The following is a 26,393-nucleotide window of genomic DNA, read 5'->3' as shown; positions in this document are numbered from 1 at the left end:
ATATTGAAAGTCATTAAAGATCCTAAAGGTATCAAGGAGGGTGATGCAGGTCTAGCATTCGTCTCATCATTCCCTGATGGACGTTTTGATGATGGCTTCAACCTCTTCGCGCCCGATCCCCTGGGCGCTCTACGCTTTGACCATTGGTGCCTTCGGCATCGGCACCACCGAGTTCGTGATCATGGGGGTGCTGGAGCAAGTGGCCGCCGATCTGGATGTAAGTATCCGCCAAGCGGGCCTGCTGATCTCCGGATATGCCTTGGGTGTGTTCGTGGGCGCGCCGTTGCTCACCATTGCCAGTGCCCGCTGGCCTCGCAAGAAGGTGCTGGTGGCGTTGATGGTTATTTTTACCCTCGGCAACCTGGCCTGTGCGCTGGCTCCGAACTACTCGATGCTGATGGTTGCCCGGGTGGTGACCTCCCTAGCACACGGCACTTTTTTCGGCGTCGGTTCGGTGGTCGCCACTGGCCTGGTGGCGCCGGACAAACGGGCCAGTGCCATCGCCACGATGTTCACCGGCTTGACCGTGGCGACGCTGCTGGGCGTGCCCGCTGGCGCTTGGCTGGGGCACGAATATGGCTGGCGCACCACCTTCTGGGCAATCACCGGTGTGGGCGTACTGGCGACCCTGGTGATCGCCCTCATGGTGCCTCGCGACAGCGGTGACGGAGAGGTATTGGGTTGGCAAAAGAGTCTGGCGTCGATCGGTCGACCCACGGTGTTGCTGGGGTTGCTGATGACAGCGCTTGGCATCGCCGGGGTGTTCACCGTGTTTACCTACATCCAGCCGATGCTGACCGGCATCGCCGGTTTCTCCCAGGATGCGGTGTCGCTGATTCTGCTGGTATTCGGCGTTGGCATGATCGTCGGTAACCTGCTCGGCGGGCGTCTCGCGGATCGGGGGCTGGCACCGGCCCTGATTATCACATTGGCAGTGCTGGCGGCGGTGCTGGGCCTGTTTCCTTTTGCGCTCGGCTATCAGTGGACAACGGTGGTCTTCGTCGGCCTGCTGGGCATGGCCGGTTTCGCTACGGTGGCGCCCTTGCAACTGTGGGTACTTAACCGGGCGGAAGGCGCGGCCAGCCTGGCGTCCAGCTTCAATATCGGTGCGTTCAATCTGGGTAATGCCATTGGTGCGGGCTTGGGCGGTGTGGTGATCGAGCGCAGCGGCAGCTTTACCGCCGTGCCTGGCGCCGCCGCACTGGTTGCTCTTACCGGACTGGCGGTGGCCGTCTGGGCAATCAAGCGTGAGCATGGCGAGTCCATTGGGCCCGCCCCGGCAATTTACTGCGAACAGGAGTGAGTGTGATGGAATATCGTTATCTAGGGCGATCTGGTTTCAAGGTGCCTGCATTGGGGTTTGGAGCTGGCACCTTTGGTGGCAAGGGACCGCTGTTCAGTGCCTGGGGTAATACCGACGTTGAGCAAGCGAAGCGGCTGATCGATATATGTCTGGACGCTGGGGTCAATCTGTTCGACTCCGCTGATGTTTATTCCGACGGTGCTTCGGAAGCGATCCTTGGTGCGGCGATCAAAGGCCGTCGTGACCGGGTGATCGTGTCCACGAAGCTGTCACTACGCAGCGGGGAGGACGCCAATGACGTGGGCAGCTCTCGACACCACTTGATCCGCGCCACCGAGCGCGCACTAAAAAGGCTGGGAACCGATTATATCGATGTGCTGCAACTACATCACTTCGATGCCATGACTCCGGTGGAGGACGTGATGTCCGCACTGGATGACCTAGTACGGGCTGGCAAGGTGCGCTATCTCGGGGCCTCCAATTTCTCTGGTTGGCAGTTGATGAAGTCCCAGAGCGTTGCCGAGCGTTATGGCTATGCGCGCTTCGTGGCGAACCAGACGTATTACTCCCTGGTGGGCAGAGATTACGAGTGGGAGCTGATGCCGTTGGGGCAGGATCAAGGCCTGGGCGCTCTGGTGTGGAGCCCGCTGGGCTGGGGGCGTCTGACCGGTAAGATTCGTCGCGGCCAACCACTGCCCGCCGGGAGCCGTCTTCACGAGACCGAAGGGTTCGCGCCGCCGGTGCCGAACGAAAGACTGTACCGGGTACTGGACGTGCTATTCGAGATCGCTGACGAAGTCGGCAAGAGCGTGCCCCAGGTGGCGATTAACTGGTTGCTGCGCCGTCCGACGGTGTCATCGGTTTTGATGGGTGCCCGGGACGAAACCCAGTTACGGCAGAATCTCGGTGCGGTTGGCTGGCGCCTTGATGAATCTCAAGTTGCACGATTAGACGCGGCGAGCGCGGTAACGCCACCTTACCCCTATTATCCCTATTGGAACGGCCAGTTTACCGAGCGTAATCCACCCCTGGTATGACTGAAATAAACTGAAAAAGCCGGGCCCACGACAGGCACGGCGACTGAGGGGGGACCACCTCGGGTGAACGTTGCACTATTTATTACAACCAGCTACAACCGGTGGACGGTTAACGCTAGGTTGGGGGCTAAGGGCAACCGTGGCAGCAAGGTGGACTGGTAGGCATGGTAGAGATCGGGTTTGACGTCGCCTTCGGCGGGGTCGATCTGCAACTCACCGCTGAGCTCCTGGTACCAGCCGCCCCGTTTACGATCGATAAAGAGGGTGTCGATCGCATCCCAGAGTTGCCGATACCAGTGCTCGTAGTGGGCCTCGCCGGTGCGCTGTAGGAACGCGGCCGCCGCGCCCGCCGCCTCGGCGTGGGTCCAGTGGCGTCGCCGCAGGGAGTGCGGGTTACCCTCCCAATCGACGGTATATACCAGCCCCGGGGCGCCGTCGGTATTCCAGCCGTCGCGCAGGCTGGCGTCAAATAGCGCCGCAGCGTCGGTGAACAGCTAGGCAGGAACCGTTCGGCCGCGGGATTGCAGCGATGCTTCCAGGTGCAGCATCAAACGCGACCACTCAAAGCCGTGCCCCGGCGTAGCGCCATAGGGGGAGAAGCCGTCGTCGGGGCAGTCGGCGTTGTGTTCCGGCCACTCCGACCAGTCGCCGTGAAAATGCTCGATGATGCGGTATTCCCGGGGAGCCGCGTGGCGGTGAATCAGTCGTTCGACGATGGCCAGCGCCCGATCAAGCCACAGCGGTTCGTCGCGCACATCGGCTAGCGCCAAGCACAGCTCTACGCCGTGCATGTTGCTGTTACCGCCGCGGTAGTCGCTCAGTTCGCTCCAGTCCTGACTGAAACTCTCGACGAAAGCTTGCTCATCCATCGACCAGAAGCGGGTGTCGATCACCCCAATGGCCTCTTCGAGCAGAGCAGCCGCGCCGGGAATATCGGCGTGGGTCGCAGTGGCAGCGCCGAGGGCGACGAAGTGATGGATATAGCACTGCTTGGTGCGGTCGTCGCTGGTGGCGGGGTCGGCGCCGAACCAGCCGCCGTGTTGCTCGTCGTGCAGCTTACCTTCCAACGCGCGAATAGCATGCTCGGCCAGCGCGGCAGCGCCCGGCACGCCCTGTAGCGCTGCTAAGGCACAACTATGTGCCATGCGCGCGGTAAGCATGGTGTCGGCCACGGCGTCGTCGGGTATGCGCCCGTCACCATCGAGCGGTGCGAAGCCGCCGGAGTCCAGACGCTCCTGGCGGTGGAACTCAAACAGCGCGAGCCCTTCGCGGGTCAGCCAGAAGGGTGGGTGGCGCTATCGAGCCAGCGCCGGGGCTTTTGATCGGTGTCATGGGGCTTTGTGCCGTGGTTCATTGCATCCATATCTTTATGTGATCAAGAGGGCGCTCGCCTCAGCCATTGACGATGGTGCCACCGTTGGGGTGGATCGTTTGGCCGCTGACGAAGGCGGCCTTGCTACCGGGCAGTGTCTGCGACTGGGCGTGGATCCTGAGCTTGCTAACAATATTCACCTCCGTGTGATGCGTGAAGGCACGGCAACAGGCTGCGCCTGCATCCAACGTAGACCTTGATCTATATCATCACAAGGTCGATGATCTCTTGAAGGCTATGCGCGTTGCGTCGCTCAGGCGTGCGGATCGAAAGTAACTGTTCGCTTTGAGACTGATTAACTCCAAAACCTAACAAGCCTGTTGAGCGGCATTAGTCGCCCAAGTCCTAATTATTACTTACTGGATATGTTTCATGGCGAAGAAAGTAGTTATGTTTGAATACGAGAAAGAAACCAAAAACAGCGTTCGCTATAAAGAAGTGCCTGATGAAGGAACGGCGCCTATCGTGGGCACTCTGTATGTTCAGAAATGGTTTGCTGGCGATAGCAAATCGATTGAGGTAACGATAGACAAAAAAGACTAGCTGGCTGGCCATTTTTCAGTATAGTTACTGATCTTAACTATTTGAAAAATTAGTTATTTTTCTCCAGCCCTAAATAATGCTCTATGCCTGTTATCTGGTCTTCCGCGTGGTGGTTAACGTAGAGCACGGTGGTTTCTGAGCCTTGGCAGATTTTTTCGATCAGGGCGAGGACGAGCTGGCGGTTTATGTCGTCCAGGCCAAGGCAAGGTTCATCTAGAATCAACAGGGGCGGATGTTTGACCATGGCGCGGGCAATGAGTAGCAGGCGCTGGTCGCCGTACGAGAGTTTGTTAAACGGCTGGTCGGCGCGGTCTTGCATGCCGAGTAGTTCGAGCCATTGGTCGGCAATTTTTTTCTGGCTGTCAGTGGGCTTGGTGTACATGCCGATGCTGTCGTAGAAACCGGAAATAATCACGTTTTTGCAGCTGGTGCTAACCCGGTATTCCCACTGCAGGTTAGTGGATACATAGCCGATAAACTGTTTAATCTGCCAGATGCTTTCGCCGTTACCGCGCTGGAAACCAAACACGAAAATATCGTTGGTATAGCACTGCGGATGATCGCCGGTGATCAACGATAAAACGCAGGTTTTGCCGCTACCGTTAGGGCCGCTCAGTTGCCAATGCTGGCCCCGTTCTATCGTCCAATCGAGCTTATCGACAATCACGGTGTCGCCGTATTGGATGGTCGCTTGCGTTAGTTTTACTAATGGCTGGCTCGGGTCGAGAGCGGGTAGCTTATTGGTGGGGTCGGCCTCCGGCACGCTTAGGTCGGTGGTTTTCAAATGCAGTAATTGGTAGAGCTCATTAAAGGCGGCGTCATCTTGACGGTCTACCGTGAGCTTCAAGCGGCCTTTGTCGCCACTCTGTTTATCCCCACGCTCTTTGTCTAGATAGGCCACATGGGTGATGAAGTCCGGCATTTCATCAAAGCGATTCAATACCATGACCATGGGAACGGTGTCGATGATAGAGGCTAGATGTGCTTGCAGCATGGCGAGGGTATCGACATCCAAGCCATCGAAGGGCTCGTCTAAAATAAGTAAATCAGGCTTGTTGGCCAGCGCGCGAATCAGCATGACTTTGCGGGTTTCACCGGTGGAAAGTTTACGAAACGCGCGATCGAGCAGTTTCCCTAGGCCAAATTTCTCGACCAAGGATTGGGCAAGTTCAGTGTCTTGGCAGTGGTCGAAAATCATTTCACTGACGGGAGTACCGAGTGAAATGACGTCCATAATGTCGGCGTCGTCTTTTTTCAACTCTTGGGCGATGAGCTCTGCCTGGGCTTCAAAAGAGACGATTTCCACGTTGTTGGGAAGGCCTTGAATGCTTCCGCTCTGGATGTCACCAATGCCCGCGAGCGCAGCAGCAAGGGCGGATTTACCTGCGCCATTGGGGCCAGTGATAACCCAATGCTGTTCTGGCGTAATGGTCCAATCAATCTCGCTTAGTGTGAAACGATCATCAAAGCTAACCGTCGCTTTTGTTAGGCGGATATGGTTTTGGTGAATATCGTCTAGGCGGGTTAACGAATCCATTACTCTCTTCCTTACGCTGTTCGGGGAACCAAAAAAGCCGAGCATATCGTGATGATATCTCGGCTTTTTTTGACGGCTTAGGTTTTGATGACCTGAACGTCTATCGTTTAATCAGGCGATTAAACGATTTTTTTCATGTCAGCCATGTAGCCACGAAGAACCGAGCCAACGGCTTCTACGGGGTGTGAACGAAGGGCAGTGTTAACTTCGATCAGGCGTGCGTTATCAACGCCGTTGTCGTCTAGCGAAAGCCCTTTACCGATCACGTCGGATTTGATGCCTTTCATAAAGTCTGCCAACAGCGGCACACAGGCGTGGTTGTAGAGGTAGCAACCGTATTCCGCCGTATCAGAGATAGTCGCGTTCATTTCGTACAATTTCTTACGCGCGATGGTGTTCGCGATGAGCGGCGTTTCGTGTAGCGACTCGTAGTAAGCCGATTCAGCGATGATGCCCGCCGCTGTCATGGTTTCGAAAGCAAGCTCAACACCGGCTTTCACCATAGCGACCATCAAAATGCCGTTGTCGAAGAACTCTTGCTCAGAGATTTCTACATCGCCAGCGGGTGTTTTCTCGAAATTCGTCTCAGCCGTTTCTGCACGCCATTTTAGAAGGTTCGCATCATCGTTCGCCCAGTCTTCCATCATCGTTTTAGAGAAGTGGCCACTCATGATGTCGTCTTGGTGCTTGTTGTACAGCGGACGCATGATGTCTTTTAACTCTTCAGAAAGATCGAACGCTTTGATCTTCGCTGGGTTAGAAAGACGATCTAGCATATTTGTCACACCGCCGTACTTCAGCGCTTCGGTGACTGTTTCCCAGCCGTACTGGATCAGCTTAGAGGCGTAACCCGGGTCGATACCTTCTTCGACCATCTTGTCGAAGCAAAGCAGGGAGCCCGTTTGCAGCATGCCGCAAAGGATCGTTTGCTCGCCCATCAGATCGGATTTCACTTCCGCGATGAAAGAGGACATCAGCACGCCCGCTTTATGGCCGCCAGTACCTACAGCGTAAGCTTTGGCGAGCGCAAGGCCTTCGCCTTTGGGGTCATTGTCTTCGTGAACAGCGATCAAGGTGGGAACACCGAAACCACGCACGTATTCAGCGCGAACTTCAGAGCCAGGGCACTTCGGTGCCACCATGATGACGGTTAAGTCGTCGCGAATTTTCATGCCTTCTTCTACGATGTTGAAACCGTGAGAGTAAGACAGGCAGGCGCCTTCCTTCATCAGCGGCATCACTGTGTTCACTACTGAAGTGTGCTGCTTATCAGGGGTGAGGTTCAAAACAACGTCTGCGGTGGGGATCAACTCTTCGTAAGTTCCTACCACAAAACCGTTTTCAGTGGCGTTTTTCCAGGACTGGCGCTTTTGCTCAATGGCTTCAGGACGCAGTGCATAAGAAACATCTAGGCCGCTGTCACGTAGGTTCAAACCTTGGTTAAGGCCTTGTGCGCCACAGCCGATAACCACCATTTTTTTGCCTTTTAGCGCTTCGACGCCATCAGCAAACTCAGCGGTGTGCATGAAGCGGCATTGCGCTAGCTGAGCCAATTGCTCGCGTAGCGGTAACGTATTGAAATAGTTAGCCATCGTTAGCATCCTAATTTTATGATCAATGTGTCGGTGTAAGGTACACCGATATTAAAAAGGTGACACCGTCGCTAGGGGGAAACGCTAGCGCCATGTCGGTAAGAGCATGTGATGAGAGGTAATGTATAGAAGAGTGACTCTTTCTTAAATTGATATATTTGCAATAACACGTCCCATTTTTCGCAACTGTCGGTTAGTATTCGGACATCGCCACAAGCGCAGTCGCGGAGCGTCGGTCTTATTATGAATATTAAACTTTTAAAACAATTCCTTGCCCTGGCAGAAACGCTGCATTTTGGACGCGCCAGCGATGAGTGTCATATCAGCATTTCTGCGCTGTCGCGCAACATTCGTCATTTAGAAGACGAGCTGGGTGTACCGCTGTTTAATCGCGACAATCGAACCGTGGCATTGACTCAGGAAGGCCAGAAATTTCTTAAATACGCGCGCGATACCAGCAGCCAGTGGAACTTGATCCGCCATGAGTTAACTGACAACTCTGATCAATTAAGCGGTGAAATCAGCTTGTACGGTTCAGTCACCGCGAGCTACAGTTTTCTGTACGAGCTGCTGCGTCGCTTTCGTATCGCCTATCCTGCGATTGAAATAAAGCTGCGCACGGGGGATCCAGAACACGCGATTGCGCATGTTCTGGACGGTAAAGAAGACCTCAGCATCGCGGCACGCCCCGCAAACTTACCTCGCGGGTTAGCATTCAAGCCCATTGCCACATCGCCTTTGTTATTTATCGCACCACTTGAGCAGCAAGTGCCAAATATTCCCACGACCTCGCCAACCGCACCCGGAGAGTGGGCGAATATCCCGATGATTTTATCTGAAAGCGGTGTCTCAAGAACTCGTGTGGACGAATGGTTTCGCCAACGCGATATTGCCCCGCGCATTTATGCACAGGTCACGGGCAATGAGGCGATTGTAAGTATGGTGAGCTTGGGCTTCGGCATTGGCGTAGTGCCAAAAATTGTGCTCGATAACAGCCCATTGAAGGATCGTATTCGGGTGCTTGATGTGAAGCCTGAGCTGGAACCCTACGATATTGGCTTGTTTACGTTAAAGAAAAACTTAAAAAACCCGCTGGTCGATGCATTTTGGAGCTTGATGTAGGGTTACAAACCACGGCAATCCTTTGCCGCATCTCTTTTCCTTGCCTCTATTTTCCTTAACCACTGTTACTGTTCATCGATGAAGAGCTACATCACACCAGTTCACGCTTATCACGTCGTGCAATGCGAATGTCTTTGACGGTGGCGATGCCAATCACCGCGAAGATGACAAGTGAGATCAACGGCCAGATCAGTACATATAACGCCAAGATAAAGGTTTGCATGCGCTTTCCTATTGTCTGGCTGGTGCGCTTGGCGCACCAGCGGATGAAGTGATGAATCTAGCGTGGCGCTGGACTTAGCCTTGCGTCGCAGGTTTGGTCGGGTCGTAGTTGATCACTTTCTGATCGATCTGCGAGAAGTCGAACTTACTGGAACTCATCAGGCTGACCGCGATGCAGAAGATGGTGCTGACGCCGTAAGCCATTAAGGAAGCCAGCAGCACGGTGTAGTCCCGCAGGAATCCGACGCAGAAGTAGGCCAGCACAATGGCGCAGAGTGTGCCGAAAACCAAACCAATTCTGCGCCCACAGAAGCCGAAGGCCATCAGACCGAGCACCACACCACCGCCGACGGCGGCGAGTAGTTCAAACAGCCCCGCAGTGACGCCAATCATCGGTACTAGCTCGAATCGTGCGACACAGAACATCACCAAGCCCGCGATGACAGCGGAGGTGAAGGCCTTGTTGGTGACTCGATCCCAGAAGCAACTGGCGATGACCGGGAACACAATTGCACCCCACAGCGCACCAACGAAGACCAGCATGATCAGAATGTCCATCGAGAAGCTGGCAAGAACCACCCCGATCAGCGTCGCGACGATCATGGTTAACCGGCCAATAAACAGCATCTTGGTCGGGTCGGGCTTGTTTTTGGCAATGTTTTTACCGTAGACATCGGCCATCAAAATCGCCGACATGGCGGAAAGATCCGAGTCAGCAGTGGAGGAGAGCGAACCGATCACCAGAATAAAGAACAACCCGATAAACACCGGTGAGAGGTACATTGAAACCATCTGCGGAATCAGATTGTTCATGTCGCCATCGATCGGCTCCATGCCGGTCATCAATGCCATCAAGCCGATCATGCCAAGACCAATGACAATGGCACCATAACCAATGGTCGCGGTGATAAAGGTCGGTTTGATATGATCTTCACGCACGGCGAATAGGCGCTGGGAAATGGTCTGGTTGCCAATGGCGTATGCCAGCACCGCTACAAAGAAGGGCGCACCTTGATTGAGGATCGCGTCCATCGAGAACAGGTTGGCTTGTTCTGGCGTAAGAAGACTCATGCCGTCTGACAGCGTTTCCGGGCCGCCGAGAGCAAACATTACCGCTGGAATAATCAGGATGGCCACGGCCATCATCGCCATCAGTTGGGCAAAGTCCGTCAGCACTGAGGCGCGGAAGCCTGACCACAGCGTATAGGAGAGCACCCCGACCCCAGCAATAACCACACCGGCCTGGAAAGAGAGGGGCGAAAGCACCGAAACCAGCGCGCCGGAAGCGGTGAAGTTGACCATCAGGCTGATGATGCTGCCCAGGATGTTGGAGGAGGCAAGAATCAGCTGGCTGGAAGAACCATGGCGGGCATGGATAAGCTCACCCAGGGTGTGCGCATTGGGCGCCAGTTTGCGAAAACGTCGGCCAAAGGGGTAGATAAACAGAATCATCAGCGCGCCCCACAGCCCGTAATGTAAAGGGCCGGAAATGCCATAGGTATAACCCGAGGTGGCGGCGCCGTAGAACGAGGCTGCCCAGATCCAGGTGGCGGTCATGCTGGCAGCGCCAAGGCCAAAGCCGATCTGGTGATTAGACACCATAAAGGCGTCAGTATTTTCCTTTTTCTTCTTGATCAGCAAGGTCAGCAGGTAAGTGCCGCCGTAAAAAAACGCCAACAAGGCGAGCACAGTCACGGTCGAGAATTGATAGAAACTTTCTTCGTTCATTGAATACCCATAGGCTTTGCAGCCCTAGCATCCTAAATAGCAACCACAGTTCCCTTGAAGGAGTGGCCGCGACAGGACGTAAGCAAAAAACAGAACATCTTTCTAGGTATGTCTGTAGCGAGATGATATCGCGGTTGGCGATCAGGTCGTGCAAGTGTCAGGCGCTGGAAACGCCTTAAATAGGGAGGCAGATGGACTTCCACAGTGAATCGCAACAAAGCGCTGGGGGAGTCGATCCGGAGGGCTACCCTACTCCCTTAAGCTCGAACAGTACAGGTTGAAGCCCGGCTCGTCGGGAATCAGCAGGCGGGTCAGCTACGCCGTGCCCTGAAAAGGCCACAGGTATGCTCAGCATTTTAGTACCTGCGCAATGTAGCAAGTTTCGGGTCGGCGCCAGGTAAAAGGCTTCTTATGATCTTCGCTGTTGGTGGGGGAATTTCCCCTTTTTCTGAACAGTGATGGAGGTCATAAAGATGGGTGCACTCGAAAATAAAGTTGCCATTGTTACTGGTGCCAGCGCAGGTATTGGTAGAGCGACTGCCCGGCTTTTCGCTAGGGAGGGAGCTACTGTCGTGGTAGCGGCCAGAAGAGAGTCAGAGCTGGAGGTGCTGGTCAGCGCAATAAAAGAGGAGGGTGGCCAAGCGTTAGCGGTTGCTGGCGACGTAGGTGATGAGGATTTCGCCAGAAAGCTCGTTGACGAGACGCTCGCGAGGTTTGGTCAATTGGACGCGGCATTTAACAACGCAGGCATTTTAGGTGCGATGGGGCCGGTGCCCGAGATGTCGTTGGCCGATTGGAATCAGGTGATCACGACCAATTTAACGAGCGCTTTTCTGGCAGCTAAGTATCAACTGCCGGCCATGCTAACGAGTGGCGGTGGTTCGTTAATTTTCACTTCAACATTTGTTGGCTATAGCGCTGGAATGCCAGGCATGGCTGCTTATGCGGCCAGTAAAGCGGGATTAATCGGGCTGACGCAAGTACTCGCTTGTGAATATGGCTCTGATAACATTCGAGTGAATGCGCTACTACCGGGAGGCACGGATACTGCTGCAGCCAGGGAGTTTGCCAACACTCCCGAAGCGTTAGCGTTCGTAGCCAACCTACATGCAATGAAGCGGACGGCAAAGCCTGAAGAGATTGCTCAATCCGCACTCTACCTGGCTTCAGATGCATCCAGCTTTACGACCGGAACGGCACTATTGGCAGATGGTGGAGTATCAATAAATCGCGTCTGAATATAGGGCCTCACTCTGACTATAATCAGGATTAGGGGCCTTGAGCTATGCAGCAGCATGCCACAGGCAGCCCGTTCTGAAGGAGGGGCTGCCCCTTTTGATTGGAGTACTGTTAATTGCCACACTAAAAATAGGATACAAAGAGCTATGACATCTCAGTTTAAAGCAACGCTTCTTCGGCCCGCCAAGCAGGATAGCGATAATTCATGGGCTTTTGTCGTGCTGCCCAAAAGCGTGAGTGAGAAGCTCCCACGGCGAGGCAGGACAACGGTAGAGGGCACCCTCAATACTTATGCCTTCCAGGCTACTCTTGAACCGGACGGCCAATTGAGCCATTGGTTGCGGGTAAGTAAAGAGCTGCTTGAATCGGCAGGCGTTAACAGTGGCGACGATGTCACCTTTGAGATTACGCCCGTAGAGCAGGAGCCTGAACCCGAGGTGCCCGCTGATTTGCAGGACGCCCTTGCAGCGTCTCCAGAAGCTCAAACTGTTTGGAGCGATACCACGACGATTGCTCGCCTGGACTGGATTCATTGGATTACATCCGCCAAGCAGTCCAAGACCCGAGCGAAGCGGATTCTAGATGCTTGCGACATGCTTGCTTCTGGAAAGCGCCGCGTTTGCTGCTTCGATCCATCTGGCTATTACAGTAAAGCGTTTAGCCCACCTAAAACGGCAGGTTAGCGTTGCAGTTTCTGTATTACTGTTCAAGATTAATAGCTTTTAAGCAGGGCAGCGCATATTGCACTGCCCTACTACTGCTTAAGGATTTATGCTTTGCTAGCCAAATCAGTCGCTAGTAATCCTGCATTTTTAAGCGCATTAGCAACTGATTCCTGATGCCTTTCGTCCCCAAATTCTTGGTACTCTGACGTTATTTCATAAAATGACTCGACACCCAAGTATCTGCCCAATGTTTTAATGTGTGGCCCGAGGTGATTCATATGCTCACGTTCACCTCCTGGCCCAAACCCAAATTCTCCGCATGAGGTCACTAAAATAAGTGTTTTTCCAGACAAAAGTGGCTCTATAGGATGGTCGCCACGAGCCAAGTCAAAGCTAAATGTTTTATTTATACGCATTACCTGATCGAACCATGCTTTAAGAGGGGCGGGCATGCCGTAGTTGTACATAGGTGAAGATATTAAAATGACATCCGCTTGAGATAACTCGTTAAATAGCTGATCTGATAAAGCCAGTTTTTCGAGTTGCTCAGAACTTTTTCGGTCATCCGGAGTAAACACAGCGCCTATCCAGTCTTGGTCAATGAAAGCTGGTGGATTTAAGCCAATATCACGATAAATGTAATTATCTGTACTTTTAGCAGACCTCCATTTATCAACAAACTGCATAGCAATGCGCTTTGATATTGAGTTGTGGTCGGGGTTGGGGTTGGACGTCTTGCGTACGCTGGCGTCTATATGAAGTAATGTGTGCATAGTGGGCTCGACTGATAGTGATGTGGAGTGGCTATGCTGCCTTTTTGCCAATACTGCGACAAATGAATAAACTGGCTCGATAGATGAGTAAAACTTACCTATTGAGAAACGGGTTTGAGTCCAAAATGGGGGGCTGGCGGTGAAGGCTTCATTGCAAGCGATTAAGGTGTTTGAAGCAGCAGCTCGACTGGGGAGCTTTAAAGATGCCGCTGAGGAGCTGTCGATAACGCCAGCAGGTGTGTCGCACCACATCAGCAACCTTGAGAGTAGGTTGGGAGTGCGGCTGTTTAACCGAAAAAACCGAAAAGTGATATTAACTTCAGAGGGGCACCAGCTCGCTGAGGCAACAACAGCAGGTCTGCAGAAAATTCAGACTGCGCTAGATAATATAAAGTCAGGGGCATCACGACTGAATGTTGATACCACTTCATCCTTTGCTGCCCTGGTGTTAATTCCGTTATTACATGATTTCAATAAAATCTATCAAAATATTGATGTTGAAATATCAACAGGTGAAGTGGTGGCATCTAAAATTAATGCCCTCTCTATCCGTTTGGGAGACGTAACCCGTGTTGATGAGTCAAGCTTATTGAAAAAAGAACGTTTTAACGTGTATGGAGGCTCTTCTTTTATCAACTCTATCACAGCGGATAAGCCTCCTATTGTCTACCTGACTAAATGGAAGAATAGTAAATTACCGGATTCACCTTGGGAAAGCTGGTTAATGGAAAATGGGGAGTCTCTTCCAAACTTTGAAATAAGATATTTTGATCAGGAGCTCTATGGCGTGTATGAAGCTATTGCTGGGAAAGGGCTGGTGTTTTGTTCAGAGACTCTGGTTTCTGACTTTGTGAAAGCTAACACATTACAGCCAATGTCGTATCAAGGCGTTGATTCAATACTGTGTTACTACATCCCGACCCAAAGTTGGCAGCATAGCGCCAAAATGCAGGCCTTTGTCGATTGGCTTAAGTCTAAAGTTAATTAAATTTCACATTGTGTTTGCTAAATCTACCCTTATAAGAGTGAGTAAGGCATGGCAATTCAACACATACAAGCGAGCCTACATGCAGGCCCTTGAAAGCCTTTTGTTAAATAAAGGTGCGCTTACCAGCATTGAGCGAGCAACTGGTCTGTTGATTGCAACGTTTGAACGGAAAGGCCGTGTTCACTCTTGTGGTGGCGGGGGGCAATGTGCAATGCACTTTGCCGAAGAGCTTGCTGAGACAACGCTGGAAAATCGATGGTGTTGTCTCAGATTCCGCGCTATATGGAAAGACCCCCTACAACACACTGTTGGGCTCAGCTTGGTAGGCTTTATGAAGCAGACTGATGAACGGGGTTATTTCTGCAAAAGCAGTGGTAGCAATGGCAGTGACTGCGATCCCAGGTGTCCATGAATTCATCACCGCGGCACCGGGCAGTTCCTGAAGACGCTCAATGGTGATCTCCTCGTGGCGCTGGGCAATACCGAGGCGGTTCAGTTGGCGTTGAACAATACCCATCATGGTGCCCTGCAATATCGTTGCCTGTGGCCAGATCACCGTCTCACCGTCCCAGAAGGCAAGGTTCCAGATGGTTGCCTCGCTCAATCGCCCATGGCGGTCGACAAAGGCTGCATCGTCGAAACCCTGGCGCAGAGCTTGATGTAGATAGTAGGTTTTGCCCGCCTCACCAACGTGCTTGATAGAAGCTAGAGGTCGCTCGTGATCTACCCTACTCAGCCTCAACGGCCCTTTAGGGCCATTAGCCGGTGCGCTGCTACGGACGAGCACGTCTGGCTCCGCATCCATGCTGGCCGCGGTGAATTCGCCATGGCGGGAGAAGAGAGTAACCGTTAATGACTGGTCTTTCGGGCCTTTATCAATAGCTGTTTTGATGTAGGAGACCAGTTGCTCCTCGGGAAGCATCTTTCCAAAAAACTCTTTTGACGCTTTCTGCAGGCGGGCAAGATGAAGATCTAGCCCTTTGACCTCTCGATCTCGTACCTGCATGGCCGTGAAATGGGCAAACCCTGCAAAGGCCAGGGGTATCAGCTCTGAAAGAGTGGCTGGTTGCCCATTAATATGGGCCTGAAAAGTGCTGGTGTTAGTGAACATGGCATTAACTCCTGATTGAACTTGCAGTGAGGAGTCACTACCCTAAACCCTAACAGCGCTGTAAGAGTCAATAGAGTGAAATGAAAATAGGCGAGCTGGCAAAACGCACCGGAGTAAGCATTCGCATGCTGCGCTACTATGAAGCGGAAGGTTTGCTTAAGCCAACGCGCGCCACCAATGGGTACCGTCATTACGGGCAGGGTGAGATTCGCACTGTCGAGCGGATCAAACTGCTCGGTTCAGCAGGCATGACTCTGGCAACCATCAAGCAATTCCTACCGTGTGTGAGAGGGGAGGGCCCAGTTTTCGAGCCCTGTGACGAACTACGCAATGTCTTGCACGAACAAATTGAGTTTGCCGACCAGAAAGCAGCCAAACTGGCCCAAAGCCGTGCCATTCTGGAGAGTTTCCTGTGCGATATTGAACGGTGATGAACAGTGGGTAACGGGAACTGCAGGAGGCATGTAACGCTTGAATCACCGCATTTCCGCTGGGTGGTCTAGTCAACTGAGGAGCCGGGAAGTCTCACTACTCCCGGCTCTCTTGCTATCAGGCCGGGCTTTGTGAGCGTGGCCCAAATGACAGCACAAGCAGGGTTCCCAGGCTGGTAGTGATCAGGGCTAATAGGGGCCCACCCAGCGCGCCGAGGTAATCCACTAGTATGCCGCCGCCTATAGCACCGCTGGCGATAGCAACCTGAAAGGCGGCAACTATCAAGCCCCCTGCAGCTTCAACTTGATCCGGCGCGGCACGAACTATCCAGGTTTGAAATCCGATGGGAAAAGCGCCGAAAGCAAACCCCCACAGTGCGATAGACACGGCAGTAACGCTGGCCAAACTACCCGCGAACAGTAGCGTAATGGTGATCGCAATAATGAGTGCCCCACCAAACATAATGGCGTTGCGCTCGCTACGTTCTGCGATAAATGCACCGGCGAAATTGCCAAAAAAACCACCAATGCCAAAGCCGAGTAGTACCGCAGAGATTGCACTGACGGATAGCTGCGCCACCTCTTCAAGGAGCGGTCGTATGTAGGTAAATCCGGCAAAATGGCCTGAAATCATCAGCACTACGGCTAACAGCACAACGCGAACCTGCGTGCGTGTGAGCAGTTGGAAGAGAGTGCGCAGGCTTGGGTTGTCTTTTGGCGGCATGGCAGGAATGACGAAAAGCTGAGTCACGAGCGTCACTAGACTAAGGCAACTAGCGGCAATAAACGCACTGCGCCACCCCCAGAGACCACCAATATAGGCGCCCAGAGGGGCTGCGCAAACGGTAGCGACAGACACGCCGGTCAAAACAATAGACATGGCGCGTGCAAACAGATTGTCGGGCACCATGCGCATTGCCAGGGCAGCGGCCATCGACCAGAACCCTCCCAAGGCAATTCCCAGCAGTACTCGAGCAAAAATTAAAACAAAAAAGCTATTCGCCGTTGCCGCCAAGACGTTGGAAACGACGAGCAGCAGCGATAAACCAAGCAGCACAAACCTACGATCAAAATTGCGGGTCAGAAGTGGGATTGTTAGCGCGGCAAGCGCAGCTACTGCAGCAGTAGCCGTGACCGCTTGGCCCGTGGCGCCAACGGAGATGTTGAGATCCGCTGCCATGGCCGTCAGCAGGCTGGCCGGTAAAAATTCGGCAGTCACTAAACCAAAAACCCCCAGCGCGAGGCTGACAATGCCCATCCAATTGGCTGAGGTAGGTTCAGCGGTGGGTGTTGCCGTTAGTAATGACGGGCTGGCGGAGCAAGTAGTGTCGTTCATTGCAGGCCTACTAAAGTGTTAGTTGAAGCTGCAGTGTAAAATTAAGGGTTTGGCTTTTCTATGATATAAAATCCGTAAAGCATGACTATTTGTCCAAACCGGGTTCATTAATATGCGCGACACCTTAACTGAAATTCTGCTCGGCCTGCGCCTTGAGGGCGTGGAGTATGGGCGCTGCCTGCTGCGCGCCCCTTGGGCCGTCGCAACCTCTGCCCAGCCAGCAGCACTTTTTCTTTTTGTGGCTCAAGGCGGGTGTTGGTTGCGTACCGAGACAACCGAGTGGACATACCTGAACGCTGGCGATGCGGTGCTCTTTCCGCGTGGAGCGTCCTACGTAATGGCCAGCTCGCAGGACGTGCCTGCAGTGGATAAGGCTACGTTGGCTCGTAGGCCGGTCTCCGAGAATATTTATCTGGTGAACAGTGAGTCAAAAGAGAGTGATATTGAGCCGGATGTGCTTTTTTGTGGCGCCATGCACTTCAATCTCGACCCGCTACACCCTCTGATTGCGATAATGCCTGACATGATGCGCGCTAGCGATTTGGCTAAACGTGATCCCTCGGTACCTGCCTTATTGGAGGCAATGGAGCGAGAAATTAGCCTGGATCGAATCGGTGCCTGCGGCATACTTGCCCGTTTGGCCGATGTGCTGGCCGCCACTATTATTCGTGCTTGGATTGAGTGTGCCTGCAGCGACTCTAGCGGCTGGATTGCAGCCGTGCGCTGCCCACAACTCGGCAAGGTGCTGGTAGCCATCCATACGCAGCCGGAGCGCGATTGGTCAGTCGCCGAGTTAGCGGATGTCATGGGAGCTTCGCGCTCAAGCTTTAACGATAAGTTCAGCCGGATGTTAGGGGTGACTCCCGCCAAGTATGTGGCGCGGGTAAAGATGTTTCAGGCTCGACAGTGGATAGCGCGGGACAATATGCGCATCGCCGTGGCCGCGAACCGGCTTGGCTATGACTCCGAAGCCTCATTCAGTCGCGCGTTCAAACGCATTATTGGCCACCCGCCGAGTGAGGCACGTGAAGCAGAGACCGTGTGACGGTTGAGTCTTCTCTTCAATATTCCGTGAAAGAAGATGGCATAGGAACGATTTAGCTGTCGAAGTAAACAACCATCTTGAGATGACGGTGCTCATCAACGATTAGCGTCTCATGGGTATAAGTATGATGCCCGCCCTCTGTATCGAGGAGGCTGCTGATTCCTCGATGGTAGCCTTCCATACTCGAAGCTTCCCACCAGCGCCGAAAGTCTGGAGATAACTGACAAAGCTCGTCGATCAGCGTTTGCATGATCGGGTCTTCAGGGGCGACAGCTAAGTCACAACGAAACTGCGCCAGCATATGCGAGGCATCCAGTTGCCAGTCAGGAAGTCGTCGGCGTAGATCGGGGGCGGTAAATACCATCCTTAGCAGGTTGCGTTCAGACGCCTCTCGGCTGCTGAACTGAAGTAGCTTATCGGCCTGCGCATTCCAGCCAATAACATCCCAGCGCAGATTCATGACGTAGCTAGGGCGAGAGAGATCATCCATCAGCGATCGTATCCGGGGAGATATGCTCTGCTCTTGATACGCTTCTGCTGGCGGCGCTCGGCGGTGTGCCAACAGAAAAAGATGACAGCACTCGGCGTCATCCAGTTTCAGGGCACGGGAGATATTGAGCAGGAAGCGTTCGGAGACCTTAATGTCACGGCCCTGCTCAAACCACGTGTACCAAGTCAGTCCTACCCCAGCAAGCGCCGCAACCTCTTCTCGCCTTAAGCCCGGTGTACGCCTTCGCCCGCTGGTGGGAAGTCCAACGTCCGCGGGCGTCAATTTGCGACGATGCCGCAGCATGAATTCGGTGAGATCACTCTGTGTTCGTTCAAGCCTATGATTCGACATGCTATTACCTTTGGTAATAGGATAATTGGCTATATTGTAACCCCATATTGAGTGTCTGAGAATGCCTGCTTCCATGATGAAGTCGGAGGCTACATGTCATTCAATTGTGATGTTCACACCCCTCTCTATACGGTTGCAGGAGGACGGCCTTATAACAAGGCTGGCCTTAAAGAGTGGGCGGGGCTTGCGGTATTGGCACTGCCCACCATGCTGCTTGGGCTCGATGTAACTATTCTCTACTTGGCGCTTCCAGCCCTGGCGGTAGAGCTACAGCCAAGCAGTACCCAGGCGCTGTGGATTATGGACGCCTATGGCTTCATGATCGCCGGTTTTCTGATCACTATGGGCACGCTAGGGGATCGGATTGGCCGACGTCGGCTACTGATGATGGGAGCCTCTGCGTTTGCGGTCGCGTCGGTGTTTGCAGCTTATGCACCCAATGCCGAGTGGCTCATTGTGGCGCGGGCAGCATTGGGTATTGCCGGAGCAACCCTGATGCCTTCTACGTTGGCCCTGATTAGCAATATGTTTTTTGATTTGCACCAGCGGGCACTGGCGATCGGTATATGGGCAACCATGTTCGCACTGGGTATGGCGTTAGGCCCGGTGGTCGGTGGGTTGCTGTTAGCACCCTTTTGGTGGGGAGCCGCTTTCCTAATTGCCGTGCCCATCGTCATCATACTGTTGTTAACTGCCCCATTACTCCTGCCGGAGTACCGTAACCCACAGGCAGGCCGTCTGGATCTTTTGAGTGTCCTGTTGCTGTTGATAGCAATTTTGCCAAGTATCTATGCCATAAAGGAGTTCTCTAAAGCAGGATTGACGCCACTGGTATTGGTTACTCTCGCACTAGGCGTAGTGGGAACACTGTTCTTTGTGCGTCGCCAAAAGCAGCTTCTCGATCCACTGCTTGATCTCAAACTGTTTGCCAGTAAAACCTTCACTGCCGCCCTTTTTATACTCCTGATAGGGCTGGTGGGCGTGGCGGGAATGATGCTCTTAGTTACCCAATATCTTCAGCTAGTGGCGGGCTACACGCCGCTGATTGCTGGGTTGTGGATGGGGCCGCCAGCGCTGATGATGGTACTAGCCGGTATCCTTGCCCCTATCTTTGCGCGCCGAATTCGGCCAGCGTTTGTTATTGCTTTAGCGCTTATGCTTTCAAGCATCGGTTGTGGTTTTCTGGCTCAAGTAGACCCACTCTCCGTTCAGGTACTCCAGGTCGTAATCGGATTTTCACTGGTATACCTGGGGCTGGGTACCATCGCCGCGCTGGGCACAGACTTGGTGGTAGGGTCTGCGCCTCCGGAAAAAACCGGGTCTGCATCGTCGATGTCCGAGATGGTTCAAGAGTTGGGGGTGGCACTAGGCGTAGCACTTCTCGGCAGCATGGCGACCCTGTTGTATCGCGTGCAGATTGCCAGTGCGATTCCTAACGGGATGCCAGACGATATCTCCCGTGCCCTTGGAGAAAGCTTGTGGGCAACAACGTCAGTTGCTGAACGACTTCCCGATGGGATACTTGAGCAAGCCCAGTCTGCGTTTACGCAAGGTATGAATATGGCCGCCGCAGTAAGTGGCGCCACCCTTTTGGCGCTTGCGTTGATATCAGCCGTTACTCTACGGCATGTGAAAGCCGTTGGAAAAGAGAGTGATTGAGTGGCCCACAGGGTAGGGGAGATAGCGATAAGTATCCGAAATGCCCTGGCCACTAGCCAATGCTTTGGCGTACTCCTCGTCTCCCAGGCGTTTTATTTTCTAAATTATTTCTCACCATGTCACAAACATTAAGGCTGTTCCGTCTATCTCTGTAGAACGACCGGTGGATAGCTTTCCACTCCATATAAAACAGAGGAGCAAGACAATGGAAACACGCCTGAACGCCTTTAAAGCCTCTCCAGAGGGCATTACCGCGATGACTAAGCTAGAGGAGTACGTTCGCCACTGTGGACTGGAGTTTAGTCTGATTGAGCTAGTTAAAACACGCGCCTCTCAGATCAATGGCTGTGCATTTTGCCTGCATATGCACACCAGCGATGCCCGCGCAGCGGGTGAGAGCGAGGCACGCCTTTACCTGCTGTCTGCCTGGCGCGAGTCCACTCTCTATACGCCACGGGAACGGGCGGCGTTGGCCTGGACCGAGGCATTGACAAAGCTACCCGACACAGGCGCTCCTACGAAGGATTACGAGCAGGGCGTGGCGAATTTTACCGAGAAAGAGTTCGTTGACCTTACCTTACTGATTGGAGCGATTAACGTCTGGAACCGCATTAGTGTGGGGTTTCGTTCGCTTCATCCGAATGAAACCCAAAGCCGTCAGTGATCAGAGCTGAGGGGTAGTGATATGTTTTGTTGCATCATCAAACGCTTTAAATGGGGAATTATCGCTATGGCGCTGAACACAGCTCACGCAGGTGGAGTGACAACAACCATCGTCAATTCTGATGAACTTTATGATCCTGCACCTAACGGCTATAGCCACGCGGTGGTTGCCAGCGGAGGCAGCCGGGTTGCCTACATTGCCGGTCAGGGAGGCGAAAATGCCCAGGGAGTACTGCCTGAGTCGTTTGCGGATCAAGTTGCCCAAGCTTATCGCAACCTTAGAACTGTGTTGCAAGAACTTGATGCGAGCCCGCAACAGGTTACTCGTATTAACACCTATGTCGTCAATTATGATCCTTCGATGTTGGAGGTTATGACCCGCTATGTGAAGGAGACCTTTGGCGATGCGCTGCCTGCGCAAACACTTGTGCCGGTACCGCGGTTAGCGCTGGATGGCATGCTGTTTGAAGTGGACGCGACCGCCGTGCTTGAGTAGCGGGAGCCAATCACCATGACGGAACAGTCTGCGCGCCAGTTTAATCACTGGCGCCGTTATCTGACCGGTATCGCCTATCGAATGCTGGGGTCGGTGAGCGAAGCGGAAGATGTGGTACAGGATGCCTACCTGCGCTGGCATGATACTGACCACCTTTCGGTGAACGATGTGCGTGCCTACCTGACCACTGTCACCAGCCGGCTTTGTCTTGATCGCCTTAGGGTCGCTCATCGACAACGTGAGGTTTATGTGGGCCCCTGGTTGCCTGAACCGCTGGTGGAAACGTTGGATACTCCGGTGGACCCCGAGGCGCTAGCCAGCGATGTCTCTTTCGCCCTGATGCTGGCGCTGGAGCGGCTGTCGCCTTTGGAACGGGCTGCTTTCCTACTGCACGATGTGTTCGGGCTGGATTTTGGTCAGGTCGCCATCAGCCTCGAACGTAGTGAAACAAGCTGTCGCCAACTTGCCAGCCGGGCTCGAAAAAAGGTGCGGGCCGCACGCCCGCGCTATCAGGTGGCGGCTGGAGAGCACAGCCAACTGACCCAACGCTTCTTTGAAGCAGCACGCAGTGGCGACGTCACCGAATTGAAGGCTTTGTTGAGCGGCAGCGCGACGCTGCATGCCGATGGAGGCGGCAAGAGAGTTGCTGTACGCAGACTCATTATCGGCGCAGATAAAATAAGCCGGTTCTTTGCAGGCTTGGCCCACAAGTCGACGTCATCCAACCCTTGCTGGGTAAGTCATGTAATTGTCAATGGGCTTCCGGGGTGGTTAACGATCGAACACGATGGGCTACCTCAGGTTATGACTCTGGAGGTCGTGGATAGTCGTATCCAGGCACTTTACGTTGTGCGTAATCCGGATAAATTACGCCACTTGGCTGACCAGCTACCGCAGCTTTAGTCTTTAGTTAAGTAAATAGATTTTTCTCAAGCTTTTCTTTTACGGCAGCTTCATGTGTAAAAGCTCAATCGCTTAAGAAGGACTTTCAGGTTTAAAAGAGATCAAGGTTATAAATTGCTGGTTAAGCATTAAAAAAAGCTGTGTGCTCGGCCAATACTGCTAAGCCAATTCCGATTAGCACAATACCGCTGATAAGTTCTGCCCAGTGACCGACGAACTTGCCAAGCTTATTGCCCAGAAAAGTGCCTATAGAGGCCATTACCGTAGTAGCGAGGCCGATAGCTAGGCTGGTGGCGATGATATTGGCATCGATAAAGGCGAGGCTGGCGCCCACAGCCATGGCATCAATGCTGGTAGCAGTGGCGGTCAACACCAATAACCAGAGCGTCTGTTTGCGGTGCTCTATCTTGTCTTCCTTTTTGAGCCCGGTATGCATCATGTGAAGGCCGATAAGCGTCAGCAGGGTAAAGGCCACCCAGTGATCCCAGGCTTGCACATACTGCTGAGATGCCTTGCCCGCTACCCAGCCGAGTACCGGGGTAATGGCTTCGATCACACCAAAGACCAGGCCAATCCCGATGGCGTGACGATACCGTGGCTTTTGCAGCTCGGCGCCTTTGCTGATGGAGGCGGCGAAGGCATCTGCCGACATGGATACGGCTAGAAACAGCAGGGTAATTGGTGTCATGGAGTGTGAACTCGCTCGCTGGAAAAGTACCGTGCACATGTACCCAGTGGCAGAGTAGTAATACTATGCTTGAGTGTAAAAGTCGGGTATTCAATAGCGATGAATCCTACCACGATTTATTAAACAAACAAGACAGAGCTTTAAAAATAAAGTTTGTAATAGTGAACTAACATAGCCTTGGCTAACAATGTGTGTGTTAGCTGATTTTGTTTGCTTTTAATATACTTGTGTGACTTGTGATAAAGATGTGAATCTATTGTGTTCGTCATGTTTAATGACGTTGTGATGTGCTTTTAAGGTTAAAGGTTTATAGTTATCTATAGCGTTATTGTTGTTGGTGATTTAGTTGCAATAATTCAATATTAAGTGGCTTGAAGTTATAAAAGACTAAATAGCCGTTATCAGAATCATCGGGAAAACCAGAAGCCGATTACACTGGAAGTCATGCAGTCTGCGGTGCTGTTCCCGCTGCCCGCAGTTGAATAACATCAGCTCGGGGTGGCGCGCCGAACATGCGGCTGTATTCGCGGCTAAAGTGGGAAGGGCTTTCATAACCTACCCGGTAGCTGGCGGTGGCCGCCTCGAGCCCCTCGGCCAGCATGAGTCGTCGGGCCTCGTGCAGGCGAAGTTTCTTCTGGTACTGCAGGGGCGACATGCGTGTGACTTGCCGGAAGCTATGGTAAAGCGTCGATTCACTCATGTTGGCGGTTGCTGCCAGTTCACGGATCTTGAGCGGTTGCGTGTAGCGCTCTTTAAGCGCATAGATGACCCGCGCAATCCGGTTAGCCTGGGAGTCGGAGGCGGCAAACCGGCGCATGTGAGGCCCCATGGCACCCATGAGTGCCCGATAGATCAACTCCCGACGGGCCAAGGGGGAAAGCACCTTGATGTCTTCCGGGGAGTCGAGCAGGCTCAACAATCGATAAAGTGCACCCTGCATGCGTGCATCCATGGGGGCCGATTTTAATCCGCAGTCCGTCTCGGAGCAGATAGTATCATTTCCCGCGGGCGGCGCTGTGTCGCCCAGTTCCAGTATCAGTCCTGCTACCTCCTGGGGATCCACTGAGACTTTTACCGCCAAGTAGGGCTTTTCCGGGGTGGCATGGTCAATCCTGCCTACCACCGGTAGGTAAACGGCGCTACCCATGTAGCTGGGCCCGGTGTAGACGATCTCCTTGTCACCTAGTAGCACGGTCTTGCTGCCTTGAATGACAAAACACAGGCACGGCTCGTATACCGCACAGTGAAAGCTGGTAGGGGCGTCAGCGCGCACCAGTTGCACTTCGGCAATCGCCGTATCCTGAAGCTCTTCAAGTGGGCTCCAGCGACGGGCAACGCTGATTAACTGTTGCGATAGGTTGTCGCTGAGCTGGACAATCTGCTCAGGCAAGATAGTGGTCAATGGCTTTCCTCCCTATTAGTTCGCAGTATATGCCTTCGATTTATAAATCGTAGGCTTTTTCATTTGATTCTGCAGGATCAGGCAAGTACCCCGTAGAAATCGACAACCCGCATCAGCTGTCACCTGACCGTCATGCTGTGCAAGTCCGAAAATCGTTCGTTTGTTTGATTGGGCCTGCTTATTGGGCCGCTCTCTGCCCGTGACAGAAACAGGCAAGCTTTCCGCAGGAACACGATACCTCCCTCGCGCTCGTACCGCCTATTGTAGGTAGCCTCTGATGGGCGCTAAGCCCGCAGCCTGGTGCTGCGGGCTTGCCTGCCCTCCGTATGACCAGAGCGTCTTTCAAGAACGCTACCGGTCTGAGACTCCCCCTCACGGTGGAAGCCGTAGGGCAATGTCGAAATGGATCTTGCTGAACCGACTAATTAAATGCCAACCGCCAACGCGGTGAGGCGTTATATAACGAATGCTGCTATCGGCGTCCGATAGCCACTGGAGCAAGTAATCATGGGAAGTCTGTCTCTAAGAACCCGCTTTGCAAGCAGCCGGGCGATATTCCTGTTCCTGCTGCTGATGGCCTTGCTTACCGGCTGCGAAGCCAAGAGTGAGGAGGCGGCTTCTGCATCGCCCCCGCCACCCCCAGAAGTCGAGGTGGCAGAAGTGACCGCTCAGCCAGTGGTGTTGAGTGAGTCATTCACCGGGCGGGTGGAAGCGGCTGAAACGGTTGAATTAAGGTCGCGAGTCAGCGGCTATATCCAGGAAGTCGCTTTCGAGGAGGGAGAGCTGGTAGAGCAGGGAGATTTGCTGTTCTTGATCGATCCACGCCCATACCAGGCCCGTGTTAACGCCGCCCAAGCGGATCTTGCCCAGGCCAGGAGCCAGCAGGCTCAGGCTGGCAGTGAAGCTGAACGTGCCCGGGTGTTGCTAGGGCGTCAGGCCATTTCCCAGGAAGTGCATGACCAGCGTCAATCGGCCCTGAGTAATTCGCGTGCCATGGTCGATGCTGCTGAGGCAGCGTTGCAGACCGCCGAGCTTGACCTTGAATACACCCGCATTACAGCACCGGTCAGTGGCCGCGTCGGTCGGGCGATGGTCACTCGCGGTAACTTAGCCAACGCCGACCAGAGTCTGTTGACCACGCTGGTCACCATTGATCCGATCCACGTCTACTTTGAGGCCGACGAGCAGGCCGCGTTTGCCAGCCAGACACTTCTCACCGGTGACGCGTCGAACAGCCTGAATATCGAGCTGGGCGGCGACCCTCAGCGCCAGTACAAAGGCACCCTGGACTTTATTGACAACCGCTTGAACCCCAACACCGGTACCCTGCAATTCAGGGCAGTGCTGGACAACCCGGATGGCCGCATTCGGCCCGGGGAGTTTGCGCGGGTCGAAATGCCGGTCGCGCGGTTGGACCAAGCGTTGCTGGTGGATGGCAAGGCGGTCCTGACCGACCAGGATCGCCGCTACGTCTACGTGGTGGATGAGAACAACCTCGCCCAGCGTCGCTAGGTCGACACAGGGCGCCGGGTGGATGAACGCACGGTCATCAGCGAAGGGCTTGCTGCCGGCGACCGGGTGATCGTCAACGGGGTGCAAAAAGTCTTCATGCCGGGTATGGAAGTGAGCCCCCAAACGGTGCCCGCCGCCCCGGCTGCTGACGCCCAACCCGCCATTGCTGCCAGGGAGGACTAGAC

The 26,393-nt window shown here is 53.7% G+C and carries 24 protein-coding genes and 2 pseudogenes; 15 read left to right on the top strand and 11 right to left on the bottom strand.

Annotation, left to right across the window (positions count from 1 at the left end):
- The first annotated feature begins 88 nt into the window (after positions 1 to 88).
- Both HALA3H3_RS01290 and HALA3H3_RS01285 read left to right on the top strand, forming a co-directional pair.
- A complete protein-coding gene (locus HALA3H3_RS01290; RefSeq protein WP_022520576.1) occupies positions 89 to 1,303 on the top strand; it encodes an MFS transporter in 1,215 nt (404 codons plus the stop codon).
- 5 nt (positions 1,304 to 1,308) lie between these two features.
- Positions 1,309 to 2,340 carry an aldo/keto reductase gene (locus HALA3H3_RS01285; protein WP_053856846.1) on the top strand — a complete coding sequence of 344 codons (1,032 nt, stop codon included), beginning with the start codon at positions 1,309 to 1,311 and terminating at the stop codon, positions 2,338 to 2,340.
- Positions 2,341 to 2,432: 92 nt separating this feature from the next.
- On the opposite strand, the pseudogene HALA3H3_RS27225 reads toward HALA3H3_RS01285, so the two are convergent.
- A pseudogene (locus tag HALA3H3_RS27225) lies at positions 2,433 to 3,500 on the bottom strand (AGE family epimerase/isomerase).
- 193 nt (positions 3,501 to 3,693) lie between these two features.
- Between HALA3H3_RS27225 and HALA3H3_RS26510 the strand changes: the two are divergent.
- A complete protein-coding gene (locus tag HALA3H3_RS26510; protein ID WP_141224352.1) occupies positions 3,694 to 3,912 on the top strand; it encodes a hypothetical protein in 219 nt (72 codons plus the stop codon).
- Positions 3,913 to 4,084: 172 nt separating this feature from the next.
- Positions 4,085 to 4,255: a hypothetical protein gene (locus HALA3H3_RS27030; protein ID WP_022520572.1), complete on the top strand. Its 171-nt coding sequence runs from the start codon at positions 4,085 to 4,087 to the stop codon at positions 4,253 to 4,255.
- A gap of 49 nt (positions 4,256 to 4,304) precedes the next feature.
- On the opposite strand, the gene modF is transcribed toward HALA3H3_RS27030, so the two are convergent.
- Both modF and ilvC read right to left on the bottom strand, forming a co-directional pair.
- Positions 4,305 to 5,792: a molybdate ABC transporter ATP-binding protein ModF gene (gene modF, locus HALA3H3_RS01275; RefSeq protein WP_022520571.1), complete on the bottom strand. Its 1,488-nt coding sequence runs from the start codon at positions 5,790 to 5,792 to the stop codon at positions 4,305 to 4,307.
- 119 nt (positions 5,793 to 5,911) lie between these two features.
- Positions 5,912 to 7,384, bottom strand: a complete 1,473-nt coding sequence (gene ilvC / locus HALA3H3_RS01270; RefSeq protein WP_022520570.1) for a ketol-acid reductoisomerase — start codon at positions 7,382 to 7,384, stop codon at positions 5,912 to 5,914.
- Positions 7,385 to 7,627: 243 nt separating this feature from the next.
- Between ilvC and ilvY the strand changes: the two genes are divergently transcribed.
- A complete protein-coding gene (gene ilvY, locus HALA3H3_RS01265) occupies positions 7,628 to 8,506 on the top strand; it encodes an HTH-type transcriptional activator IlvY (protein ID WP_009287237.1) in 879 nt (292 codons plus the stop codon).
- Positions 8,507 to 8,597: 91 nt separating this feature from the next.
- On the opposite strand, the gene HALA3H3_RS27220 is transcribed toward ilvY, so the two are convergent.
- Together HALA3H3_RS27220 and HALA3H3_RS01260 are read right to left on the bottom strand one after the other, a co-directional pair.
- Entirely contained in the window at positions 8,598 to 8,729 is a 132-nt protein-coding gene (locus HALA3H3_RS27220; protein ID WP_022520569.1) for a putative transporter small subunit, read from the bottom strand.
- Between the two features lie 74 nt (positions 8,730 to 8,803).
- Positions 8,804 to 10,456: a sodium:solute symporter family protein gene (locus HALA3H3_RS01260; RefSeq protein WP_022520568.1), complete on the bottom strand. Its 1,653-nt coding sequence runs from the start codon at positions 10,454 to 10,456 to the stop codon at positions 8,804 to 8,806.
- A 473-nt stretch (positions 10,457 to 10,929) separates the two neighbouring features.
- On the opposite strand from HALA3H3_RS01260, the gene HALA3H3_RS01255 reads away from it, so the two are divergent.
- Together HALA3H3_RS01255 and HALA3H3_RS01250 are read left to right on the top strand one after the other, a co-directional pair.
- Positions 10,930 to 11,694, top strand: a complete 765-nt coding sequence (locus HALA3H3_RS01255) for an SDR family oxidoreductase (protein ID WP_022520567.1) — start codon at positions 10,930 to 10,932, stop codon at positions 11,692 to 11,694.
- Between the two features lie 147 nt (positions 11,695 to 11,841).
- On the top strand, positions 11,842 to 12,378 hold the full coding sequence (locus HALA3H3_RS01250; protein ID WP_022520566.1) for a YdeI/OmpD-associated family protein: 537 nt from the start codon (positions 11,842 to 11,844) through the stop codon (positions 12,376 to 12,378).
- Positions 12,379 to 12,464: 86 nt separating this feature from the next.
- Here HALA3H3_RS01250 and HALA3H3_RS01245 read toward each other — a convergent pair whose 3' ends face one another.
- A complete protein-coding gene (locus tag HALA3H3_RS01245; protein ID WP_022520565.1) occupies positions 12,465 to 13,133 on the bottom strand; it encodes an FMN-dependent NADH-azoreductase in 669 nt (222 codons plus the stop codon).
- 139 nt (positions 13,134 to 13,272) lie between these two features.
- Between HALA3H3_RS01245 and HALA3H3_RS01240 the strand changes: the two genes are divergently transcribed.
- On the top strand, positions 13,273 to 14,121 hold the full coding sequence (locus HALA3H3_RS01240; RefSeq protein ID WP_053856845.1) for a LysR family transcriptional regulator: 849 nt from the start codon (positions 13,273 to 13,275) through the stop codon (positions 14,119 to 14,121).
- A 295-nt stretch (positions 14,122 to 14,416) separates the two neighbouring features.
- Here the strand turns inward: HALA3H3_RS01240 and HALA3H3_RS01235 are convergent, their stop codons facing one another.
- The gene (locus tag HALA3H3_RS01235; RefSeq protein WP_022520563.1) at positions 14,417 to 15,232 is read right to left on the bottom strand and encodes an aminotransferase class IV family protein; all 816 of its coding nucleotides are present in this window, start codon (positions 15,230 to 15,232) and stop codon (positions 14,417 to 14,419) included.
- Between the two features lie 80 nt (positions 15,233 to 15,312).
- Here HALA3H3_RS01235 and HALA3H3_RS01230 point away from each other — a divergent pair, with 80 nt between their 5' ends.
- Complete coding sequence (locus HALA3H3_RS01230; RefSeq protein ID WP_022520562.1) at positions 15,313 to 15,663, top strand: MerR family transcriptional regulator; 351 nt, start codon at positions 15,313 to 15,315, stop codon at positions 15,661 to 15,663.
- A 118-nt stretch (positions 15,664 to 15,781) separates the two neighbouring features.
- On the opposite strand, the gene HALA3H3_RS01225 is transcribed toward HALA3H3_RS01230, so the two are convergent.
- A complete protein-coding gene (locus HALA3H3_RS01225; protein ID WP_022520561.1) occupies positions 15,782 to 16,999 on the bottom strand; it encodes an MFS transporter in 1,218 nt (405 codons plus the stop codon).
- 112 nt (positions 17,000 to 17,111) lie between these two features.
- Here HALA3H3_RS01225 and HALA3H3_RS01220 point away from each other — a divergent pair, with 112 nt between their 5' ends.
- Positions 17,112 to 18,044 (top strand): AraC family transcriptional regulator, encoded by a 933-nt coding sequence (locus tag HALA3H3_RS01220; protein ID WP_022520559.1) that lies wholly within the window; start codon positions 17,112 to 17,114, stop codon positions 18,042 to 18,044.
- A gap of 52 nt (positions 18,045 to 18,096) precedes the next feature.
- Here HALA3H3_RS01220 and HALA3H3_RS01215 read toward each other — a convergent pair whose 3' ends face one another.
- Positions 18,097 to 18,885 carry a helix-turn-helix transcriptional regulator gene (locus HALA3H3_RS01215; protein ID WP_022520558.1) on the bottom strand — a complete coding sequence of 263 codons (789 nt, stop codon included), beginning with the start codon at positions 18,883 to 18,885 and terminating at the stop codon, positions 18,097 to 18,099.
- 93 nt (positions 18,886 to 18,978) lie between these two features.
- On the opposite strand from HALA3H3_RS01215, the gene HALA3H3_RS01210 reads away from it, so the two are divergent.
- The 4 genes from HALA3H3_RS01210 to HALA3H3_RS01195 all read left to right on the top strand — a co-directional run bounded on the left by HALA3H3_RS01210 (position 18,979) and on the right by HALA3H3_RS01195 (position 22,606).
- Positions 18,979 to 20,544 (top strand): MFS transporter, encoded by a 1,566-nt coding sequence (locus HALA3H3_RS01210; protein ID WP_022520557.1) that lies wholly within the window; start codon positions 18,979 to 18,981, stop codon positions 20,542 to 20,544.
- Between the two features lie 205 nt (positions 20,545 to 20,749).
- On the top strand, positions 20,750 to 21,208 hold the full coding sequence (locus tag HALA3H3_RS01205) for a carboxymuconolactone decarboxylase family protein (RefSeq protein WP_022520556.1): 459 nt from the start codon (positions 20,750 to 20,752) through the stop codon (positions 21,206 to 21,208).
- A gap of 66 nt (positions 21,209 to 21,274) precedes the next feature.
- Positions 21,275 to 21,703 carry a RidA family protein gene (locus HALA3H3_RS01200; RefSeq protein ID WP_039859290.1) on the top strand — a complete coding sequence of 143 codons (429 nt, stop codon included), beginning with the start codon at positions 21,275 to 21,277 and terminating at the stop codon, positions 21,701 to 21,703.
- 15 nt (positions 21,704 to 21,718) lie between these two features.
- Positions 21,719 to 22,606: a sigma-70 family RNA polymerase sigma factor gene (locus HALA3H3_RS01195; protein WP_022520554.1), complete on the top strand. Its 888-nt coding sequence runs from the start codon at positions 21,719 to 21,721 to the stop codon at positions 22,604 to 22,606.
- 121 nt (positions 22,607 to 22,727) lie between these two features.
- On the opposite strand, the gene HALA3H3_RS01190 is transcribed toward HALA3H3_RS01195, so the two are convergent.
- Together HALA3H3_RS01190 and HALA3H3_RS01185 are read right to left on the bottom strand one after the other, a co-directional pair.
- Positions 22,728 to 23,294 (bottom strand): manganese efflux pump MntP, encoded by a 567-nt coding sequence (locus HALA3H3_RS01190; RefSeq protein ID WP_022520553.1) that lies wholly within the window; start codon positions 23,292 to 23,294, stop codon positions 22,728 to 22,730.
- 442 nt (positions 23,295 to 23,736) lie between these two features.
- Positions 23,737 to 24,696, bottom strand: coding sequence for an AraC family transcriptional regulator (locus HALA3H3_RS01185; protein ID WP_022520552.1), 960 nt, complete (start codon positions 24,694 to 24,696; stop codon positions 23,737 to 23,739).
- A gap of 507 nt (positions 24,697 to 25,203) precedes the next feature.
- Between HALA3H3_RS01185 and HALA3H3_RS01180 the strand changes: the two are divergent.
- Positions 25,204 to 26,391: pseudogene (locus HALA3H3_RS01180) on the top strand (efflux RND transporter periplasmic adaptor subunit).
- The last annotated feature ends 2 nt before the right edge of the window (positions 26,392 to 26,393 follow it).

This window comes from Halomonas sp. A3H3, assembly GCF_000982975.1.
GTDB lineage: Bacteria > Pseudomonadota > Gammaproteobacteria > Pseudomonadales > Halomonadaceae > Vreelandella > Vreelandella titanicae.
Note: the sequence above shows the minus strand (reverse complement) of the source record. Positions and strands in the feature narration are given on the sequence as shown.

Excerpts from the sequence above, each read along its gene's own strand:
- HALA3H3_RS01290 (WP_022520576.1), top strand. The coding sequence starts at position 89 with ATGATGGCTTCAACCTCTTCGCGCCCGATCCCCTGGGCGCTCTACGCT.
- HALA3H3_RS01285 (WP_053856846.1), top strand. The coding sequence starts at position 1,309 with ATGGAATATCGTTATCTAGGGCGATCTGGTTTCAAGGTGCCTGCATTG.
- HALA3H3_RS27030 (WP_022520572.1), top strand. The coding sequence starts at position 4,085 with ATGGCGAAGAAAGTAGTTATGTTTGAATACGAGAAAGAAACCAAAAAC.
- modF (WP_022520571.1), bottom strand. The coding sequence starts at position 5,792 with ATGGATTCGTTAACCCGCCTAGACGATATTCACCAAAACCATATCCGC.
- ilvC (WP_022520570.1), bottom strand. The coding sequence starts at position 7,384 with ATGGCTAACTATTTCAATACGTTACCGCTACGCGAGCAATTGGCTCAG.
- ilvY (WP_009287237.1), top strand. The coding sequence starts at position 7,628 with ATGAATATTAAACTTTTAAAACAATTCCTTGCCCTGGCAGAAACGCTG.
- HALA3H3_RS27220 (WP_022520569.1), bottom strand. The coding sequence starts at position 8,729 with ATGCAAACCTTTATCTTGGCGTTATATGTACTGATCTGGCCGTTGATC.
- HALA3H3_RS01260 (WP_022520568.1), bottom strand. The coding sequence starts at position 10,456 with ATGAACGAAGAAAGTTTCTATCAATTCTCGACCGTGACTGTGCTCGCC.
- HALA3H3_RS01255 (WP_022520567.1), top strand. The coding sequence starts at position 10,930 with ATGGGTGCACTCGAAAATAAAGTTGCCATTGTTACTGGTGCCAGCGCA.
- HALA3H3_RS01250 (WP_022520566.1), top strand. The coding sequence starts at position 11,842 with ATGACATCTCAGTTTAAAGCAACGCTTCTTCGGCCCGCCAAGCAGGAT.
- HALA3H3_RS01245 (WP_022520565.1), bottom strand. The coding sequence starts at position 13,133 with ATGCACACATTACTTCATATAGACGCCAGCGTACGCAAGACGTCCAAC.
- HALA3H3_RS01235 (WP_022520563.1), bottom strand. The coding sequence starts at position 15,232 with ATGTTCACTAACACCAGCACTTTTCAGGCCCATATTAATGGGCAACCA.
- HALA3H3_RS01230 (WP_022520562.1), top strand. The coding sequence starts at position 15,313 with ATGAAAATAGGCGAGCTGGCAAAACGCACCGGAGTAAGCATTCGCATG.
- HALA3H3_RS01225 (WP_022520561.1), bottom strand. The coding sequence starts at position 16,999 with ATGAACGACACTACTTGCTCCGCCAGCCCGTCATTACTAACGGCAACA.
- HALA3H3_RS01220 (WP_022520559.1), top strand. The coding sequence starts at position 17,112 with ATGCGCGACACCTTAACTGAAATTCTGCTCGGCCTGCGCCTTGAGGGC.
- HALA3H3_RS01215 (WP_022520558.1), bottom strand. The coding sequence starts at position 18,885 with ATGTCGAATCATAGGCTTGAACGAACACAGAGTGATCTCACCGAATTC.
- HALA3H3_RS01210 (WP_022520557.1), top strand. The coding sequence starts at position 18,979 with ATGTCATTCAATTGTGATGTTCACACCCCTCTCTATACGGTTGCAGGA.
- HALA3H3_RS01205 (WP_022520556.1), top strand. The coding sequence starts at position 20,750 with ATGGAAACACGCCTGAACGCCTTTAAAGCCTCTCCAGAGGGCATTACC.
- HALA3H3_RS01200 (WP_039859290.1), top strand. The coding sequence starts at position 21,275 with ATGGCGCTGAACACAGCTCACGCAGGTGGAGTGACAACAACCATCGTC.
- HALA3H3_RS01195 (WP_022520554.1), top strand. The coding sequence starts at position 21,719 with ATGACGGAACAGTCTGCGCGCCAGTTTAATCACTGGCGCCGTTATCTG.
- HALA3H3_RS01190 (WP_022520553.1), bottom strand. The coding sequence starts at position 23,294 with ATGACACCAATTACCCTGCTGTTTCTAGCCGTATCCATGTCGGCAGAT.